Consider the following 17,642-nt stretch of genomic DNA (forward strand, 5'->3'; position numbering starts at 1 on the left):
ACCGTAAAAATACCCTTGGCGTATCCATAGGGTGTAGTTATCTTAGCTTTTGTAAGTGTTTGATTTAAAGTCATTAATAAAAATAAATTATTTGACACATCGAACCTTCCACCAAACCTTTTTTTAACCTGAACGCAAATAAATCATGAGTACCACAACACCTAAATCAAACGACGACTCGACAGAAACCGGGTCTCAAAATCAGATTTCTACCTGGGGAAAAGTAGCAGCGGGAATTTTACTCGCGCTTTTTACGTTAATAGCTATGAATACGATCATCAGCTATTGGCCCGATAAGTTACCTCCGCCAGGAGATTCGGGAAGGTATTATCATAAATGTCATAACACCATGCTGCTCAGTGGCGCTGCTATTAAACAACCTGGCAGTGAAAAGGATACAGCGGCAGCCGCAGCATTCAAAAATAAGCAGGATAGTGTGATCAAAAAGATCAAAGCCGGCCAGGCTAAGGTTGCTAAAACCGATTCAGGCACAATAGCAGCGTTGAAGGCCGATCAAACCAAACATGCCAAAGCGGTTGGTGATTCTACATTAAAGGCAAAAAAAGCATTGGCTAAGGTCGATTCTGTAAAATCGGTAAAATACAATGATACCGCACAAAAGACGGCTTTGTACGATATTGACGATACTATTCAGTTTAACACCATTTTACTCATACTGGTTGCGGCCGCAGGCTTTTTGGGCAATATGATCCATGTAGCTGGGTCTTTCACCGCCTTTGTAGGTCTCGAAAAATTTAAAAAGAGCTGGCTACTCTGGTATTTTGTAAAGCCGTTTACGGCTTCGGCGCTTGCCGTTGTGGTTTATTTTACATTCAGGGCCGGGTTTTTGAGTACTAACGATGGTGGCAACAACTTAAACCTCTTTGGAATTATGGCTATATCGGCCATGGCCGGCCTGTTTACCGAAGTTGTAACAAGAAGGCTAAGGGATGTACTTGATGTGGTATTTAAAGCTAAATCAGAAAACCAATCATCAGTACCGGCTAAGGCAGACGTGCTTGCTGTTTCGGGTATTGCGCCCGATAAATTTAAGGCCAATACAGCTGGCGTAATAACAATTACGGGTACCGATTTTGATAAAAAGAAATTAACTATCACCCTTGATAAAAAACCGGTTGACGATAAAGAGGTTACAATTACAGCAACTTCAATAAAAATCAACTACCCCGTGCCAGCAGTTGGGGCAACCAAAGTGGTACTTTTAATAACGCCCGATGGTATGAAGCCTTATACCCATACTTTTCCGGTTGAATAAAAGCATTTACTCAAGCCGGCCGCTATTGATGGCCGGCTTGAATATTTAATAGGTTGCCTTAGGATTGTCCAATTCGCCTTTCAACACGTCCCAAACATTCTCAGCAACAATTTTAGCGCCTTTTTCTGTCGGATGGATGCCATCGCCCTGGTTGAGATCGGGGTGCCCGCCTACGCCTTGCAGCAGGAATGGTACCAGTGCCATTTTGTTTTTGGCGGCAAGGGTAGGGAATACCGCTTTAAACCTGTTTACGTAATCGGCGCCCATATTTGGCGGTACCTGCATGCCCAGCATCACCAGTTTTGCTTTAGGGTATTTTGCTTTTACCCTATCGATGATGGATTGCAGGTTCCTGGTAGTTTCGGCCGGCGAAATGCCGCGCAGGCCATCGTTTGCGCCAAGTTCCAGCACAAAAACATCAATTTTTTGTTTTAACGTCCAGGCTATCCGGCCATCGCCGCCCGCAGATGTTTCGCCGCTTACCCCGGCATTAATTACTTTATAAGGTAATTTTAATGAATCTATTTTTTTTGCGATAACACCGGGAAAGGCGTCTGCCGGGTCGTCTAATCCATACCCCGCGGTTAAGCTATCGCCAAAAAATAAAATTGTTTGCACCGGCGATGATGCAGTAGCCTGTGCAGCTGTATCTTTAGATGCCGGATTGCCGGTGGTTGATTTATCGCTTCCGCCGCAACCTGCCAGGGCAAATGTGGCCGCAAGCATAAAAATGATCTTTACTTTGTTCATAAAGTTAAATACAACGCGGTTAGGCGTTTGTTCTTAATATCTCCAAAGGCGGCTTGTTGAGCACGCCCCGGCTGTTTAACAAACCAATAATTACAGTTAGCAAAGCGATGATAAAAAATAAAATCAACGCGGGTACAAAGCTAACCGAATAAGGGATCTCGAAACTATATTTTGCTAAAAACCATGTACCGGCCACCGCTATCAATATGCCTGTTAAGGCCGATAGACTGCCTAAAAACAGGTATTCCAACGCGGTTATAGCCAGTATTTGTTTGCGGCTGGCCCCAAGCGTCCGTAACAAAACGCTCTCCTGTATACGCTGGTATTTGCTGATGCGTACCGAAGCGATGAGTACCACAATACCCGTAATGATGCTGAACGCGCTCATAAAACGGATAACATAACTGATTTTGCTTAATAACTCATCCAGGATGCCTAAAACCAAGCCAAGATCGATAATTGATATGTTGGGGAATTGCCTTACTACAGCCTGTTGAAAAGCCGCCGATACTTTGTTTAAGGGCACATGCGTCATGAGCACCTGGAACTGTGGCGCATCTTCCAGCACGCCGGTAGGAAACACCACCTGGAAGTTGGTTTGCACTTTGCCCCAGTTAACTTTACGCACACTGGCTACATAGGCAGGCATCGGCACCCCCTGAACATTAAATACCAGTTTATCGCCAATTTTAAGGTGGGCACGTTTTTGTAAGTTCTCTTCTACCGAAACGGGAATATCTTTCCCTGCTTCGGCTTTACCCATCCATTTACCATCTAGCAGTTTTTCTGATGATGACAAGGTATCCCTAAACGTTACCCTATACTCCCAGGCAAATACGCCATGGGGGATTTTGATAGTGGTGTCTTTAATTACATCGGCAGCGGTTTTGCCATTTATTTGCTCTAACCTCACCGTAACTATGGGCACCTGCTGCAGTACCGGCAATCCATTTTTGCGGGTTACATCGGCCACGGCATCTTTCTGGCTTTTTTGAATATCAAACAAAATCATGTTGGATTGATTGCCACTGCTTGATAAATTTACCTGGCCAATAAGGATGCTCTGAATAAAAAAAAGCGTACAAATAAAGGCAGTACTTAGCCCTATAGAAACCATCAGGATCAAAGTCTGGTTATTCGGCCGGTACAAGTTGGCAAAACCCTGTCGCCATAAATAGCTCCAGCTGCTGTTTATTACCAGTTTCATGATGCGCATGAGCAACCATGCCACACCGGCCAATATCATAAAGGCAACTAAAATACCGATAGTGAAAAAAATGCTGCCTATCCAGCTATCCAATTGCAAATAAGTAAAGCCCAGCACAAACGCGACGATAAGCAAATAAACCAGCCAGCTTAAAGGATCGCGCTTTCGGCCCGTTTCATCAAACGACATGCGCAGGGTATTCAACGGCGAGATATTCCTCACCGATATCAACGGCAATAAAGCAAATAATACGGATATGATGACCCCTAATAAAATACCCTGGCCAATAGCCAGCCACGAGATCTCGACAGAAATGGTGAAAGGCAAAAAGTCTTTAAAAACCAAGGGCAGCAAATGCTGAATAGCCGTGCCCAATGCTGCACCAGCTACGGAACCAATAAGCCCGATACCTACAATCTGGATTAGGTAAATCAAAAACGCTTCGGATGCTTTAACGCCTAAACAGCGCATAATGGCTATTGATGCTATTTTTTCGCGCACATAAATATGGATGGCGCTGGCTACGCCTACGCAGCCCAACAGTAAAGCTATAAAGCCTACCAATGATAAAAAACGGCCCAGGTCGCCAAAGGCCCTGCCTGTGTTTTCCTTGCGGGTTTCAATGGTATCGTAGTTCATGCCATTTTTGTCTAATATGGGGTCGAGCTTTTTGGTTAGCTTTTCCATATCAACTTTATGGTCGTATTTGTAGTAAAAGGTATAATTTACGCGGCTACCGGTTTTCATCAAACCGGTTTGCTCCAGGTACCGCATGGGTATGTATACCACGGGGGCAATACCCGCCATGGCGCCGCTTTGGCCGGGGGCTTTGTCCAATGCGCCGGCTATCAGGAAATGTAGGGTACCTATGCGTACCGAGTCGCCAACCTTTGCGCCAAATTGTAGCATCAGCGTTTTATCAACCAGGGCGGTTTGGCTTTGTTTAAAGGATGTACCGGCAATTTCCGGCGTGGTTTCTATAGATCCATAATAAGGGTAATCGCCCTGCAAAGCCCTGATCTGTACCAGCCTGGTGCCTTTGCTTTTGGGGAAATAGGCCATCGATGCAAAACTCCGTTCGGTTGATCTTTTATCGCCCAACGAGTCAAGCATTTTCTTCAGCTTCGGGTCGACAGGTTTATTACCCGATATCAGCAAATCGGCACCGATGAGCGTTGCTGCCTGGCCGTTTACATCGTTTTGTACATTGTACCTGAACGAGTAGATGGCTACCAGCGCCGCAATGCCAAATACTATAGCCGATATGAACAGGAACAACCTCGAGCGGTTTTTCCTGCTATCGCGCAGGGCCATGTTAAACAGCCAGGCAACATTTGTTTTTCGTTGATAATTAACCGGATTGATACCCATAACTTACCCGTTAATTGTTTTTTGGTCGGCTACCAGTTTGCCGCCTTTTATCCTGATGATGCGTTGTGTTTTGGCCGCCAGGTCAAGGTCATGGGTTACTACAACCAGGGTAGTGCCCGCTTCCTTGTTCAGGTCGAAGATGAGCTTAATTACCTTTTCGCTGGTCTCGGCATCCAGGTTTCCGGTTGGCTCATCGGCAAACAGTATTTTGGGCGCGTTTGAAAACGCACGCGCCAGCGAAACCCGTTGCTGCTCGCCGCCGGATAGTTGGGAAGGGTAGTGGTGCCCGCGGTCGGCAAGGCCCACCTTATCCAACAAATCCAATGCCCTTGCCTTGATGTTTTTTTCGTTCCGGAGCTCAAGCGGCACCATCACATTCTCCAAAGCGGTAAGCGTTGGCAGCAATTGAAAATTCTGGAAAATAAAACCCACGTACTGGTTACGCACCTGCGCGCGCTGGTCTTCGGTTAAATTGCCCAGGTTAATACTGTTCAGTTCGACAGAGCCCGTGCTCGATCTGTCGAGCCCCGCGCAAAGCCCCAGCAAGGTAGTTTTACCGCTGCCCGATGGGCCAACAATGGCGTTGGTAGAGCCTTCGGTTATAGAAAAGTTAATATCATCGAGCACTGTAAGCGTACGCCCGGCACTTTGGTATGTTTTACTCAGGTTTTGAATATGAAGAATAGCTTCCAACGGATAAATTTTTATACTTTGATAAATTGCCAACCAATTTGTTACCACATCGGTTTGCATAAATATCCGGGAAATGGCCTGCTTATAGCTGTGGAGAGCTACGTTTTTTTATTTAATGACATAGCCATGTTTTTTGATAGCGATGTCTCCAATAAAGATTAGAACCGTTACCTGTTTCCGTTAATTCAGAAATTAACAAAATATTGTATGACCGCCCGGCTAACGGATAACGAAGCTAAAAGTATTTTCAAATCCTCAAATTTTCAAATCCTCAAATATCCTCCGGCAATCTACCCCTCCATTTCCTTTGCCGATTCTTCAACCTTTTTCTTCAGATCTTCTTTAAAGTCGATTAGTTTTTTAACGAGGTATTCGTCGGCAGTGGATAGAATTTGCGCTGCAAGTATCCCTGCATTTTTGGCCGCATTCAGGGCTACCGTGGCAACCGGGATACCATTTGGCATTTGCAATATCGATAGTATTGAATCCCAGCCGTCGATAGAATTACTTGACTTTACAGGCACACCGATAACCGGCAAATGGGTTAACGAGGCTACCATACCAGGCAAGTGGGCAGCGCCACCGGCGCCGGCTATAATCACCTTAATGCCCCGGTCGGCCGCGGCGCGGGCGTAACTGAACATCCTGTCGGGCGTACGGTGTGCCGATACTACGGTAATTTCGTAATCAACACCTAATACGTTTAATACATCGGCAGCATCCTGCATAATATGCAGATCAGATTTGCTGCCCATAATAATGGCTACTTTTGGTTGGCTCATGTTGTTGTTATTGTATATATATTTAGCACCGTGATTGCGAGGCACGAAGCAATCTCTTGATTTGCAAGGCAATTATGCAAGGTAAAAAGATTTCCCGCTTTGCGACAACGTGTTATTTATTCATTGTTTTTTCGTAAACTATTCTTCTTATCAAAAATACTATACCAAGGCCAATCAAAATTGGGATGCATAAAAACATCAGGTAATGTGTCAATTTCCCCCACTTGTAGTCCAAAGAAGACATGTCTTGCCGGGCATGCCATGTATTTAAAACTTTAAAACCGTCAAAAAACACCTTTAAATTCTTATCCGTACCCGGCAATAAATTGGAACAAGATAATGAGCATATTGCCATGGAATCATTTAAACATACCACACGTTGATATACATACGTATCATACCCGTTATAATGTGCTTTATAACCAAACTCAACTCCGTCGAGTCCGTTAATTTTTATTTTATTTTTATAAAACGTTTTGCTGTCGGTTCTTTTTAATGCCCCCCTTATGTAGTTGTTGTAAACGGAGTCGACATTATCATTTTTAAACAGATCCAATAGTCCTCCTTCTGCGTCTGCTATCGCTCCCGTATACGTCACCCCATTATGGTTAACCATGTAAACGTTTACACCACTTATCCTTTGGAATGCAGGGCTATCTGGCAACATTACTCTCGCTATCCCTCCAAGCCTTTGCTTATAAGTGTATTGAGCAAAAGTAACCGTCGCAATACAGCCAACAAGAACAGTTAGTACAATTATTTTAATGTTCATGATAAGGGGTTTTAACAATTCAATAAGTCACAACTTTTTTCGCTTTATCGATAATAACCGCACCTACCCACTACATAGACTATGTCATTGCGAGCAATAGCGCGGCAATCTCGTCGAGTGCATGGCGGATTTGCAAAGTTCGCGATTGCTTCGTTCCTCGCAATGACACGGTTGTAAAATTCCAGACTTACGAAGTTTCAAAAACTTCGTAAGTCTCCACGTGTTGTCAGCTTATTACTTTCAAAGTCTTCTGCACAAATCTCGCTTTCTCTATCGCCTTTTCCCTATCCGCATCAACTATCGTTACATGGCCCATTTTCCTAAATGGTTTAGTTAGCGCTTTGCCATAAAGATGGATATACACCCCAGGCACTTTCAGCACCTTTTCGATTCCCTGGTAAACTGCAGGGCCTTCGTAACCGGCCTCGCCTAATACATTTATCATGATGGCGTTGTTAAGGCAGGCGGTATCGCCTAAAGGCTGGTTAAATATCGCCCTTAAATGTTGTTCAAATTGCGAAACCACGTTGCCTTCGATAGTCTGGTGGCCGCTGTTGTGCGGGCGGGGGGCAAGCTCGTTAACGAGAATTTTCCCGGTTTTATCCAAAAACATTTCTACTGCCAATAAGCCCACAATATTGAGGCTTTCGGCTATTTTTTTGGCAATTTGCTCGGCTTGTTGTTGTATTTCAAAAGGTAAGGTTGATGGCGAAATTAAAAACTCCACCAGGTTGGCCTCTGGGTTAAACTCCATTTCAACCAGCGGGAAGGCACTTATTTCACCCTTTTCATTCCGGGCTACTATTACACCTATTTCTTTTTCAAAATCAACCCAACGCTCAATAAGGCTGGGTTCTTTAAAGGCTTTATCAAGGTACGATTCATTAACTACCTTGTAAACGCCTTTCCCGTCGTAACCATCCTTGCGTAACTTCTGGATGTAGGGGAACGGAATATGACTTTGCTTTAACTGCTGTGGCGATGCGATAATCTGGAAATCGGCAGTGGGGATATCGTTTTCTTTAAAAAACTGCTTTTGCAGCCCCTTATCCTGTATCAGCCTGATGATGCGCGATTGCGGGTAAACCAGCACACCTTCTTTCTCCAATTGCTCCAGCGCGTCTACATTTACCTTTTCAATCTCGATGGTGAGCAGGTCGACAGTTTTGCCGAAATTGTAGACGGTTTCATAATCGCCCAGTGAACCTACGGTAAATTCGTCGCAAAGTTTACGGCAGGGGGCTTCCCTGTCGGGGTCGAGGATTTTAACCGTAACATTATAATTTATAGCCTGTTGTATCAGCATGCGACCTAACTGGCCGCCGCCCAGAATACCCAATTTCAAATCTCCGTAAAATGCTTTCATTTGATGTTGCAAGTTTACCTGAAATCTTTCAAAAACCCATAACCTGCTTTCATATCTGCCTTGTTATCCTTTTTTCACCTTCAGGTAATAGAAAACCGTATGCACAGTTAAAAAAATGAACCCGGTTACCAGGTAAATCACTTTATACTGCGGTGGCAGGGGCATGGTAAATATAGTTACTATAAACGCTACCGGGCCGCCAAAATAAAGAGGCAAGCGCACCGGCAGGTTATTCCAGTAAGCAGGGTTAACCAGGAATAACGATGGCAACGACATCACGAATACAATAATATTGAGCAAAACTATCCCCTCAATAATTTTTGGCAGCGCGAGGGAATAGTCGGCCCCTTTCTGATTTACCGCATAGTAAATGCTGTTGGCAGCTATGGATAAGATAACAGAAAATATAAATGTTTTAAAAAGTTGTCTGGCGTGTACTTTCATGATTAATATTTGTGAGTAAGCCCGCGGGCAGTGTTTTGTATGCGGGTGCAAAATAATGCAATAGCTTACTTAAAGCTTTAATATCAATGTCAAAAATTAATGCACGGTACTATTTTCAATCTTCCTCAACAATATTATCGGGTGTTAACCTCCTGAAAAACATAAAGCAAAGTACAATTATCTGCGAAATTACCTGGATGGCGTAAAATTCCTTATCGCCGTATTGCAGCTTCGCGCCAAACAGCATGTAACCTAAAATTGCTACGGGCGTTATAAAACACGCTATAAATGCCTTGTTTTTTTCGTTTTTAAAGTTTATGGACATAAAAAGGCCCGGGATCCAAAGCAGAGTTAACGGGAGATTAAGCACTAATGCTCCAACCAGGGTTAATGGCACGAGGTGACTATCCCACTGGCCCTTAACTGTGAATAGAATGAATGCGAAACTGAGTACGATGGATAATAGCACCGAAAACAGGTACAGCAACAAAAGTAATTTCCAGATTTTCATAACACATATAACATGCCCCGGAAGCTGAGCGGCAAAGTTTTTAAAACTACATTTTTATTGCCGAAGTAGAAATACCGAATAAAAAGTATCCTTAAAACCGCTCCGGGATAAAATGCTTTCAGATAGTTTTGTTGTATGATGATCCCCTTATTCAGCAATCAGTTTTCTGCCCTTGCCGTGATTTTTTTTAAAAATAATCACGGCACCTACAATCGTTTAACCTACTCAGATTCAATAAATTCGCCTTCTTTTCCAATCCGTGAAATTCGACCTACTTCGTGAAATCCGTGTCAATTCAAAACCTTTTATGTAATTATTAGTTATAATACCTCCAAAGCAAGATTAATTATATAACTTAAAAGAAAAAAATATAAGATAAACTGCTACTCATTACATTTCAATTTATAAACAAAATCAAAAGAAAGATGAACATGAAAAAGTCAGTTTTAGTTGCCGTAGCCGCATTAGGTATCGGATTTTTGTCAAACAAAGCCGTAGCGCAAACTCAACAAACAGATACCACCAAAGCCGCTCCGGCAACAACATCTGGCGCGCCATCGGCCGCATCCGGCGATGTAGTTGGTGTTTTAAGCAGTAGTACCGATTTTGCCCCGTTGGCACTGGCCGTTAAAACTGCCGAACTGGAACCTGAATTAAAAGGCCCCGGCCCATTCACCGTATTTGCACCAAATGATGTTGCATTCAGCAAAGTACCAAAGCCTACCATGGACGATTTGACTAAAGACCATGGCAAACTGGCTAAAGTGCTAAACTACCATGTAGTTGCCGGTAAATATACCAAAGCCGATATTATCAAAGCTTTAACTGCAGGTAAAGGAAAGGCCGTATTAAAAACCGTGGACGGCGATAACCTTACCTTGTCGGTAAACGATAAAAGCAATTTACAAATAGTAGATGCCAAAGGAAATACAGCATTGGTTGTCTCGTTTGATACCATGGCATCTAACGGTGTTATTCACGGCTTAAATGGCGTGCTTATGCCGCAATAAGCCAGGCAATGCCGCACTTAAAACAAGATATCCCGGTATAAGTACGGGATTAATTATCAATTTTAAATCCAAAGGGTTTGGCGGTAAAGCGCCAGGCCCTTTTTAGCGCTTGCTATTGTTTGACCATGCCGCCTTGGTCAATTTATAAACCAGGAGCCCGTCTGTCGTTTCAGAATAAATAAATCCGCTGCGATCTAACAATTTTACCGAGCGGTCATTTTGGGGCGATGACCCGGCGGTTATGGTTTCAACCAGCATATCGTTAAACCCAAAGGAAATTACTGTTTCAATAGCCTCGCGCATAATGCCTTTGCCCTGGTGTAATGGCAGCAGCTCGTAGCCAATCTCGGCTGTTGCCGAGTCGTAATCAAAATTCCAACAGCAAATGGTGCCAATAAGGCCGGGGGTGTTTTTTAATTCGATAGCCCAGTACACGCCTTTCCCGTTAAGCCTATCCTGTTTACGGTCTTCGATGAATTGATTAATGGCATCCATCGTTTGCTCGTTACTGCGGCCTATGAAACGGTTTATGGCCGCGTTGCTGCGGATGGCAAAAAGCTGCACGCTATCTGCAGGTACAAGTTCCCTCAAAACCAATCTATCAGTTTTTAATTGCGGGAAAACGGCCGATGGAAAAACGATGCCCATTATTTTTTTGGAGAAAATTTAGCCTTCCAGTATTTATTATCGGCAATAAGCGCAACAGGTATACCAATGCAAATGATGAGAATAACTAATCCGGTTAATGCCACATGCACTTTGATATGATGGTAACCAATTTTGCTTAGCGGCACTACAACCAGGTTCATTACCAGCCAAACGATAATGCCGTAAACAACTGCAATAATGTATTTATTACGGATCAGCTTATCAAAAAAGGGGTAAAGCAGGTAAAAGGCTGCTGTAAACAAAAACGCAATGAGGTAGTGAAAAAATACACCCGCCACTATCATTTGAGTGCCGCTGGTAAAAGCTGCTTTGCCAAATACGCCGCTCGCAATAAATTCAAAAATAATATCGGCGCCTGCCTTTGGGTTGGTGATGAAACTCCAGATGATGGCTGCCATACCATCGAGCGTGCCGGTTAAAAAACCAAGCCAGAAAATAGTGGGCAAGGCATCTTTTAGCGTTGATTGTTGGTTTTGTGCTGCCATAACGGAGTATTTATGGTATAAAGTTATACTTTTTATAAAAACCGGACGTACCTGGCCTTTTATTTTTTATCAGTTAAATTTCGCGAAAATTCTGAGGCAGAAATGACAACGATTTCATCCCCAATGTCATGCCGAACCTGTTTCGGCACCCCACAGGAGAGGTGACCCGCATGAAGTACACTTAGCATGTGGATGTTTCGAGAACTTTCAGAAAGCTCAAGACAAAAATATGTAATTGCGAGTAACCATCAGGTAAAACCTGGAAAAAATGGGGATGACATGATTGCGAATGGGACTTAATGTAGAGATGAAAAATTTTGCGGATCCCTTTTAAAAAGCGGTGGAAATGTGCGATTCCCCTCTTGAGAGGGGCGGAGGGGGGTGTTTATGCACGCGCAATGAACGCGGAAAAACACACCCCTGCCAACGCACTCCCCATCCCGCCCCCTCTCGAGAGGGGAATAAAAAATATGTTTGATAATCAATAACTTATATCGATGTCATTATAAGCGCAGCGCGGCAATCGCGAACTATTCACGCGGATATATAGTAATTCGCGATTGTTTCGTGGTTACCCGTGACATATCTAATTTTTCTGTCATCCTGAAGACGAAGGATCTGTCAGCTGTGCATGACCGCTAGAAAAGTTCGCGAATAGGAAATCCTTCGTACCTACCCATGACATGTTGTAGAATCCCAGACTTACGAAGTTTTAAAAACTTCGTAAGTCTTTCGCCGGCTTGTCATTTCCCCTTCAGAATTTCGCGAAATTTTACCACTCAGGATGACAGAGCTTTTATTTTTGAATGTCATTTTTCCCTTCAGAATCCGCGGATTTTCAGAAAGCTTAACACAAAAAAAATGTCATTGCGAGCGTAGCGCGACAATGACATTTTTTTTATCTTATGAGGGGGGCCTACACCACCATATTCACAATCCTGCCTTTAACAACAATCACCTTTTTAGGTGCTTTGCCGTCAAGGTATTTTTGTACGTCGGCGTTGGCCAATACGGTTTCTTCTATCTCTTTTACCTCCAGGCTTAGCGGGATGTTAAGGTTCATTTTCATTTTACCGTTGATAGATATCGGGTAAGCAAAATCATCCTCAATTAAATAAGTGCTGTTGAACTTAGGGAACGGCGCATATGATAAGGTGCCGGCCGGATTGCCCAGCAAGGTCCACAACTCCTCGCAAATGTGTGGCGCGTAGGAAGATAGGATGATCACCATATCTTGTAACACCGCACGGTTATTACATTTTAAATCCGTTAACTCATTTACGGCGATCATGAAACTGGATACCGAAGTATTGAACGAGAAACGCTCGATATCTTCCTCAACCTTGCGGATGATCTTGTGCAGCGATTTCAACTCTGCTTTTGAAGGCTCGGCGCCGGATACGCTAAATTCCCATGCATCGTTATGAAACAACCGCCAGAATTTACGCAGGAATTTAAACACCCCCTCGATACCGTTGGTATTCCATGGTTTGCTTTGCTCGAGCGGGCCAAGGAACATCTCGTACATGCGTAGGGTATCAGCACCGTAACGTTGGGCAATGTCGTCCGGGTTAACAACGTTATAATAACGTTTTGACATCTTTTCGACCTCGACGCCGCAGATATATTTGCCGTTTTCTAAAATAAATTCAGCATCAGCAAATTCCGGCCGCCATTGTTTGAACTTGTTAATGTTCATCACTTCGTTCTCCACAATGTTTACATCAACATGCAAAGGCGATGTTTTATATTCTTTAATCAAACCATGAGATACAAAAGTGTTGGTTCCGCGGCCTTCGTCATCTATCAACCGATAAACAAAATTACTGCGGCCCTGAATCATCCCCTGGTTAATCAACTTTTTGAAAGGTTCTTCCTCTCCAACTTTGCCGATATCTTTCAAAAACTTATTCCAGAAACGGCTATACAACAAGTGCCCGGTAGCGTGTTCGCTGCCACCGATGTATAAATCAACATCCTTCCAATAAGCGATAGCTTCAGGTGATGCAAATTCTTTATCGTTATGGGCATCCATATAACGGTACCAGTACCAACTGCTGCCTGCCCAGCCAGGCATGGTCGAAAGCTCATAGGCGTATCCGGCTTCGTCTTGATTCTTGATTCTTGATTCTTGACTCTTGTAGCTCCAGTTTTCGGCTCTACCCAACGGCGGTTCGCCCGATTCAGTCGGCAAATATTTATCAACCTCAGGTAACAACAGCGGTAAGTGGCTTTCCTCAATTAAATGCGGCAAACCATCTTTAAAGTAAACAGGTACAGGTTCGCCCCAGTAGCGTTGGCGGCCAAATATGGCGTCGCGCATCCTGAAATTGATTTTGGCCTTGCCGACGCCAACCTCTTCCAGTTTGGCAATAACTACCGCGGTACCCGCTTTATAATCCAACCCGTTCATAAATTCCGAGTTGATGTAGGTGCCTTCCTTGGTTGGGTCGGCCTCGGTATCTATTTTTTGGGTGTCGAGAATCTGCACTATCGGCAAATTAAAATGTTTGGCAAATAAATAATCGCGCTGGTCGCCTGATGGTACAGCCATTACGGCGCCGGTTCCGTAGCCTGCCAACACATAATCGGCAATCCAGATCGGGATTTGCTGGCCGTTCAATGGGTTTAATACGTAGCTGCCTGTAAAAGCACCCGATACAGTTTTGGCATCCGCCATCCTGTCAAGCTCCGATTTCTTTTTGGTAACGGCAATGTAGGCATCAATATCGGCCTTCTGCTCAGGCGTAGTTAAACTGGCCACCAACTCATGCTCGGGCGCTATCACCACAAAGGTTACGCCGAAGATGGTATCAACACGGGTGGTGAAAACCTCTATATAGTTAGTGGTGAGTTGTGAGTGGAGAGTGGTTTTATCTATTGGAAATTTCACAGAAGCTCCGGTGCTTTTGCCTATCCAGTTGCGTTGCATTTCTTTCAGTGGTTCGGGCCAGTCAATGGTGTCGAGGCCTTGTAGCAATCTTTCGGCGTAGGCGGTGATGCGCATGCTCCATTGCATCATCTTTTTTTGCTCAACGGGGTAGCCGCCGCGCTCGCTAAAGCCGTCTTTTACTTCGTCGTTTGCCAATACGGTACCAAGGGCGGGGCACCAGTTTACGGTACTTTCGCGCAGGTAGGTTAGGCGGTATTTCAATAGTTCGGCCTGCTGGTCCTGGTTACTCATCGCTTTCCATCCGGCGGCAGTAAAACTCAATATTTCTTCATCGCATACGGCATTAATACCTGCCGATCCGTTTTGCTCAAAATGCTCAACCAGTTTGGCAATGCTTTCGGCTTTATCGGCATCCTTATTATACCAACTGTTAAACAGCTGCATAAAAATCCACTGGGTCCATTTATAATAATCGGGCGAGCTGGTGCGCACCTCGCGGCTCCAGTCGAACGAGAAGCCAATCTGGTCCAATTGGCGGCGGTAGGTGGCAATATTATCTTCTGTGGTTACCGCCGGGTGTTGCCCGGTTTGTATGGCATATTGCTCGGCCGGTAAGCCAAAGCTATCATAACCCATGGGGTGCAAAACGTTAAAACCTTTAAGGCGTTTGTAACGTGCAAAAATATCAGATGCAATGTACCCCAGCGGATGGCCCACATGCAGCCCCGCACCCGATGGGTAAGGGAACATATCCAGCACATAATACTTGGGTTTGGCGCTTTTATCTTCGGCTTTAAACGTATTGTTCTGGGCCCAAAACTGCTGCCACTTTTGCTCTATATCTTTAAATTGATAGTCCATTTTGTTGGTTATACGTATGAGGTTGCGAAATTAAGAAAATCTCTATTAGTATGGTAGTTTATTGACGATTAGTTCACGTTTTGGGTTCGGGGTGTGAGGTTCGGGTTGCGGGTTGCCAGGTTCGGGTTGCCAGGGGGCGGATTAAGCAGTTACCAGGATTGATGGAACCTGTGTCCTGAACTTTCTTTCTTGCTTGCTCTTCAAAAGGTTCAACCTGAAGCCGGAAAAGCCGTACCCTTTGTACCCGAACCAGGCAACCCGAGCCCCGAACCCAAAAAAGCAGAACTTATTTTATAATTCGCCGTAATAGCGTTAAATTTGACATTAATATTTAAAACTTAAACATGAAACACAATTACAAACTTACCCTGATAGCCGCTGCGGCTATTTTGCTAACCTATTTTGGTTGCAGCAAACTAAAAGAAGATACTACTACAAACACAGCCGACCCAGCATTGGTAAGCACAGAGATTGCTACAAGCCTTAGCCAGGCTTTGTATGGTGAAGAAGGTGGCTTCAGCATTTCAGACGGGTTGGATTATCCGTCGAACATTGTTTTTAAAACCAAAGGCAAAGCAAGGATTCAATCAGCCCACGATTTTGGCTGTGGTTTCAAAATCGACACGGCGTTTTCATTTAATTTTAATAATGGCGATACATCAAAGCTCGACCTTTGGGAGAAAATTAAATATGAGGTTTTATGTACCAACAACAAGCCATCAAGCATAAATGTTAAGGACAGCTTAAACCTGGTTTTGGTTGGCAGCGGCGCCAATATTACCGAAAAATACGGTAAAAGCTTTGTGTTAAAAAGCCTTAACCCGGGTGTAAGCAATACAAAGCTTCAGTTAGATGGTGCTTTAAATGCCTATTTAAATGGTAGTTATACCGAGGCCGGAAAAAAGCAAGTCATTGCCGCTTCATTTAACTATAAACTAACGGGCCTGTTAATAGACATGGCAGCCGATGCTGATATAACAGGCGGCACCGCCACCTTTGCAACCAAGGGCACTTATGAAGGTAAAACCTGGAGCTATATTGGCACGATAACTTTCATGGGCAGCCATAAAGCCAAGTTTACCATTAATGGTAAGGTTTATACTATAAATATCAAAACCGGCCAGGTGTTATAAATCACCTTGCCAATTTAAAATCCCCGCTTGCCAATAAGGTAAGCGGGGATTTTTGTTAACAGGCGTTTTGAACAAACTATAACTCCAAAACCGTATACTTGTTAAACCATAAAAACGCCCGATAACAAATGCCAATCAAAAAGTTCCCCCTTCAGGGGGCCAGGGGGCTTCGCCTTATTTCAAACCTCACTTTCCAGGTACTTGTTGCCATAGCGCTTGGTGTGGTAGTGGGGTTAAACTTTAAAGGTTTTGCTCCAACAGCCGAACTGATCAGTAAGACCTTTATCAGTTTAATAGCCATGCTGATTGCGCCAATCATATTTTTTACGATTGTGCTGGGTATTGCCGGTATGAGCGATATGAAGAAGGTGGGCCGGGTAGGAGGGAAGGCTTTGCTTTATTTCGAGATCGTTACTTCGTTTGCCCTCATTATTGGGGTTGCGGTAGCCAATATTATTAAACCCGGCGCCGGGTTTCAAAACCATAACATTACCGATACAACAGGTAAACTTGCCGTATATGAAAAAGCAGCATCAGAAATGCACTGGGGCGATTTTATAGCCCACATAGTACCCGGCAACGTGTTTGATGCATTTGCCAAAGGCGATATTTTACAGATCCTGTTTTTTGCCATCCTGTTTGGCATTGGCCTGAGCCGTATGGGCGAAACGGGGCAGAATGTTATCAGTTTGTTTGATAAGCTATCCAAAGTGTTTTTCAATATCATGAAAATAGTAATGAAGGTGGCCCCTTTGGGCGCTTTCGGAGGGATGGCATTTACCATCAGTAAATACGGTGTAAAAACTTTGCAGCCACTGCTTATATTAATGGGTTCGGTTTACCTTACCATGTTCCTGTTTATTTTTGTGGTGCTCAATATCATCTGCCGCATTTATAAATTCAGCCTGTGGCAATATCTCAAATATATTAAGGAAGAAATACTGATTGTGTTAGGCACCTCTTCTTCCGAATCGGCCTTGCCTGCCATGATGGAAAAACTGGAAAAGTTTGGCTGCTCCAAATCAGTCGTCGGGCTGGTTATCCCAACGGGATATTCCTTTAATTTAGATGGTACCACCATTTACCTATCCATGTGTGTGATATTTTTAGCGCAGGTTTTTAATGTGCCTTTGTCGCTGGCACAGCAGTTAACTATTATAGGTATCCTCATGATTACCTCTAAGGGTGCGGCCGGCGTTACCGGCAGCGGTTTTATTGTGCTAAGCAGTACGCTCGCGGCTATAAAAATTATCCCGGTAGAGGGTTTGGCTATATTGATTGGGGTGGATAGATTTATGTCGGAAGCGCGGGCCATTACCAATGTGATAGGCAATGGCGTTGCTACTATTGTAATTGCGAAGAGCGAGGGGGAGTTTAACCCCCTAACCCCCTGAAGGGGGAGTGTTTTATCTTATTCAA

15 protein-coding genes are annotated in these 17,642 nt (G+C 44.0%); 4 read left to right on the forward strand and 11 right to left on the reverse strand.

The annotated features are described in order from the left end of the window. Positions 1–145: 145 nt before the first annotated feature. A complete protein-coding gene (locus tag AC1DXF_RS25630; protein ID WP_477451550.1) occupies positions 146–1,276 on the forward strand; it encodes an IPT/TIG domain-containing protein in 1,131 nt (376 codons plus the stop codon). A 45-nt stretch (positions 1,277–1,321) separates the two neighbouring features. Here the strand turns inward: AC1DXF_RS25630 and AC1DXF_RS25635 are convergent, their stop codons facing one another. From AC1DXF_RS25635 to AC1DXF_RS25670, 8 genes are all read right to left on the reverse strand, one after another. Next, entirely contained in the window at positions 1,322–2,026 is a 705-nt protein-coding gene (locus tag AC1DXF_RS25635; RefSeq protein ID WP_477451551.1) for an arylesterase, read from the reverse strand. A gap of 19 nt (positions 2,027–2,045) precedes the next feature. Then, the gene (locus tag AC1DXF_RS25640; RefSeq protein ID WP_477451552.1) at positions 2,046–4,604 is read right to left on the reverse strand and encodes an ABC transporter permease; all 2,559 of its coding nucleotides are present in this window, start codon (positions 4,602–4,604) and stop codon (positions 2,046–2,048) included. A gap of 3 nt (positions 4,605–4,607) precedes the next feature. Next, on the reverse strand, positions 4,608–5,297 hold the full coding sequence (locus AC1DXF_RS25645; protein ID WP_477451553.1) for an ABC transporter ATP-binding protein: 690 nt from the start codon (positions 5,295–5,297) through the stop codon (positions 4,608–4,610). Positions 5,298–5,587: 290 nt separating this feature from the next. Further along, positions 5,588–6,079: a 5-(carboxyamino)imidazole ribonucleotide mutase gene (purE, locus tag AC1DXF_RS25650; RefSeq protein WP_477451554.1), complete on the reverse strand. Its 492-nt coding sequence runs from the start codon at positions 6,077–6,079 to the stop codon at positions 5,588–5,590. 112 nt (positions 6,080–6,191) lie between these two features. Then, on the reverse strand, positions 6,192–6,851 hold the full coding sequence (locus tag AC1DXF_RS25655) for a hypothetical protein (protein WP_477451555.1): 660 nt from the start codon (positions 6,849–6,851) through the stop codon (positions 6,192–6,194). Between the two features lie 226 nt (positions 6,852–7,077). Continuing rightward, positions 7,078–8,217 carry a 5-(carboxyamino)imidazole ribonucleotide synthase gene (locus AC1DXF_RS25660; protein ID WP_477451556.1) on the reverse strand — a complete coding sequence of 380 codons (1,140 nt, stop codon included), beginning with the start codon at positions 8,215–8,217 and terminating at the stop codon, positions 7,078–7,080. A gap of 63 nt (positions 8,218–8,280) precedes the next feature. Next, the gene (locus tag AC1DXF_RS25665) at positions 8,281–8,661 is read right to left on the reverse strand and encodes a hypothetical protein (protein WP_477451557.1); all 381 of its coding nucleotides are present in this window, start codon (positions 8,659–8,661) and stop codon (positions 8,281–8,283) included. A gap of 115 nt (positions 8,662–8,776) precedes the next feature. Beyond that, entirely contained in the window at positions 8,777–9,172 is a 396-nt protein-coding gene (locus AC1DXF_RS25670) for a hypothetical protein (protein WP_477451558.1), read from the reverse strand. A 431-nt stretch (positions 9,173–9,603) separates the two neighbouring features. On the opposite strand from AC1DXF_RS25670, the gene AC1DXF_RS25675 reads away from it, so the two are divergent. Then, a complete protein-coding gene (locus AC1DXF_RS25675; RefSeq protein WP_477451559.1) occupies positions 9,604–10,182 on the forward strand; it encodes a fasciclin domain-containing protein in 579 nt (192 codons plus the stop codon). A 102-nt stretch (positions 10,183–10,284) separates the two neighbouring features. On the opposite strand, the gene AC1DXF_RS25680 is transcribed toward AC1DXF_RS25675, so the two are convergent. The 3 genes from AC1DXF_RS25680 to leuS form a co-directional block, all read right to left on the reverse strand. Next, positions 10,285–10,830 (reverse strand): GNAT family N-acetyltransferase, encoded by a 546-nt coding sequence (locus AC1DXF_RS25680; protein ID WP_477451560.1) that lies wholly within the window; start codon positions 10,828–10,830, stop codon positions 10,285–10,287. Then, positions 10,830–11,336, reverse strand: coding sequence for a hypothetical protein (locus AC1DXF_RS25685; protein ID WP_477451561.1), 507 nt, complete (start codon positions 11,334–11,336; stop codon positions 10,830–10,832). Before AC1DXF_RS25685 ends, AC1DXF_RS25680 begins: the two co-directional genes overlap by 1 nt. A 916-nt stretch (positions 11,337–12,252) precedes the next feature. Continuing rightward, entirely contained in the window at positions 12,253–15,090 is a 2,838-nt protein-coding gene (leuS, locus tag AC1DXF_RS25690; RefSeq protein WP_477451562.1) for a leucine--tRNA ligase, read from the reverse strand. 344 nt (positions 15,091–15,434) lie between these two features. On the opposite strand from leuS, the gene AC1DXF_RS25695 reads away from it, so the two are divergent. Then, positions 15,435–16,223 (forward strand): hypothetical protein, encoded by a 789-nt coding sequence (locus AC1DXF_RS25695; protein WP_477451563.1) that lies wholly within the window; start codon positions 15,435–15,437, stop codon positions 16,221–16,223. Positions 16,224–16,351: 128 nt separating this feature from the next. After that, the gene (dctA, locus tag AC1DXF_RS25700; protein ID WP_477451564.1) at positions 16,352–17,617 is read left to right on the forward strand and encodes a C4-dicarboxylate transporter DctA; all 1,266 of its coding nucleotides are present in this window, start codon (positions 16,352–16,354) and stop codon (positions 17,615–17,617) included. Positions 17,618–17,642 lie beyond the last annotated feature (25 nt).

The organism is Mucilaginibacter sp. P2_A5 (genome assembly GCF_056404995.1).

Excerpts from the sequence above, each read along its gene's own strand:
- AC1DXF_RS25630 (WP_477451550.1), top strand. The coding sequence starts at position 146 with ATGAGTACCACAACACCTAAATCAAACGACGACTCGACAGAAACCGGG.
- AC1DXF_RS25635 (WP_477451551.1), bottom strand. The coding sequence starts at position 2,026 with ATGAACAAAGTAAAGATCATTTTTATGCTTGCGGCCACATTTGCCCTG.
- AC1DXF_RS25640 (WP_477451552.1), bottom strand. The coding sequence starts at position 4,604 with ATGGGTATCAATCCGGTTAATTATCAACGAAAAACAAATGTTGCCTGG.
- purE (WP_477451554.1), bottom strand. The coding sequence starts at position 6,079 with ATGAGCCAACCAAAAGTAGCCATTATTATGGGCAGCAAATCTGATCTG.
- AC1DXF_RS25655 (WP_477451555.1), bottom strand. The coding sequence starts at position 6,851 with ATGAACATTAAAATAATTGTACTAACTGTTCTTGTTGGCTGTATTGCG.
- AC1DXF_RS25660 (WP_477451556.1), bottom strand. The coding sequence starts at position 8,217 with ATGAAAGCATTTTACGGAGATTTGAAATTGGGTATTCTGGGCGGCGGC.
- AC1DXF_RS25665 (WP_477451557.1), bottom strand. The coding sequence starts at position 8,661 with ATGAAAGTACACGCCAGACAACTTTTTAAAACATTTATATTTTCTGTT.
- AC1DXF_RS25670 (WP_477451558.1), bottom strand. The coding sequence starts at position 9,172 with ATGAAAATCTGGAAATTACTTTTGTTGCTGTACCTGTTTTCGGTGCTA.
- AC1DXF_RS25675 (WP_477451559.1), top strand. The coding sequence starts at position 9,604 with ATGAAAAAGTCAGTTTTAGTTGCCGTAGCCGCATTAGGTATCGGATTT.
- AC1DXF_RS25680 (WP_477451560.1), bottom strand. The coding sequence starts at position 10,830 with ATGGGCATCGTTTTTCCATCGGCCGTTTTCCCGCAATTAAAAACTGAT.
- AC1DXF_RS25685 (WP_477451561.1), bottom strand. The coding sequence starts at position 11,336 with ATGGCAGCACAAAACCAACAATCAACGCTAAAAGATGCCTTGCCCACT.
- leuS (WP_477451562.1), bottom strand. The coding sequence starts at position 15,090 with ATGGACTATCAATTTAAAGATATAGAGCAAAAGTGGCAGCAGTTTTGG.
- AC1DXF_RS25695 (WP_477451563.1), top strand. The coding sequence starts at position 15,435 with ATGAAACACAATTACAAACTTACCCTGATAGCCGCTGCGGCTATTTTG.
- dctA (WP_477451564.1), top strand. The coding sequence starts at position 16,352 with ATGCCAATCAAAAAGTTCCCCCTTCAGGGGGCCAGGGGGCTTCGCCTT.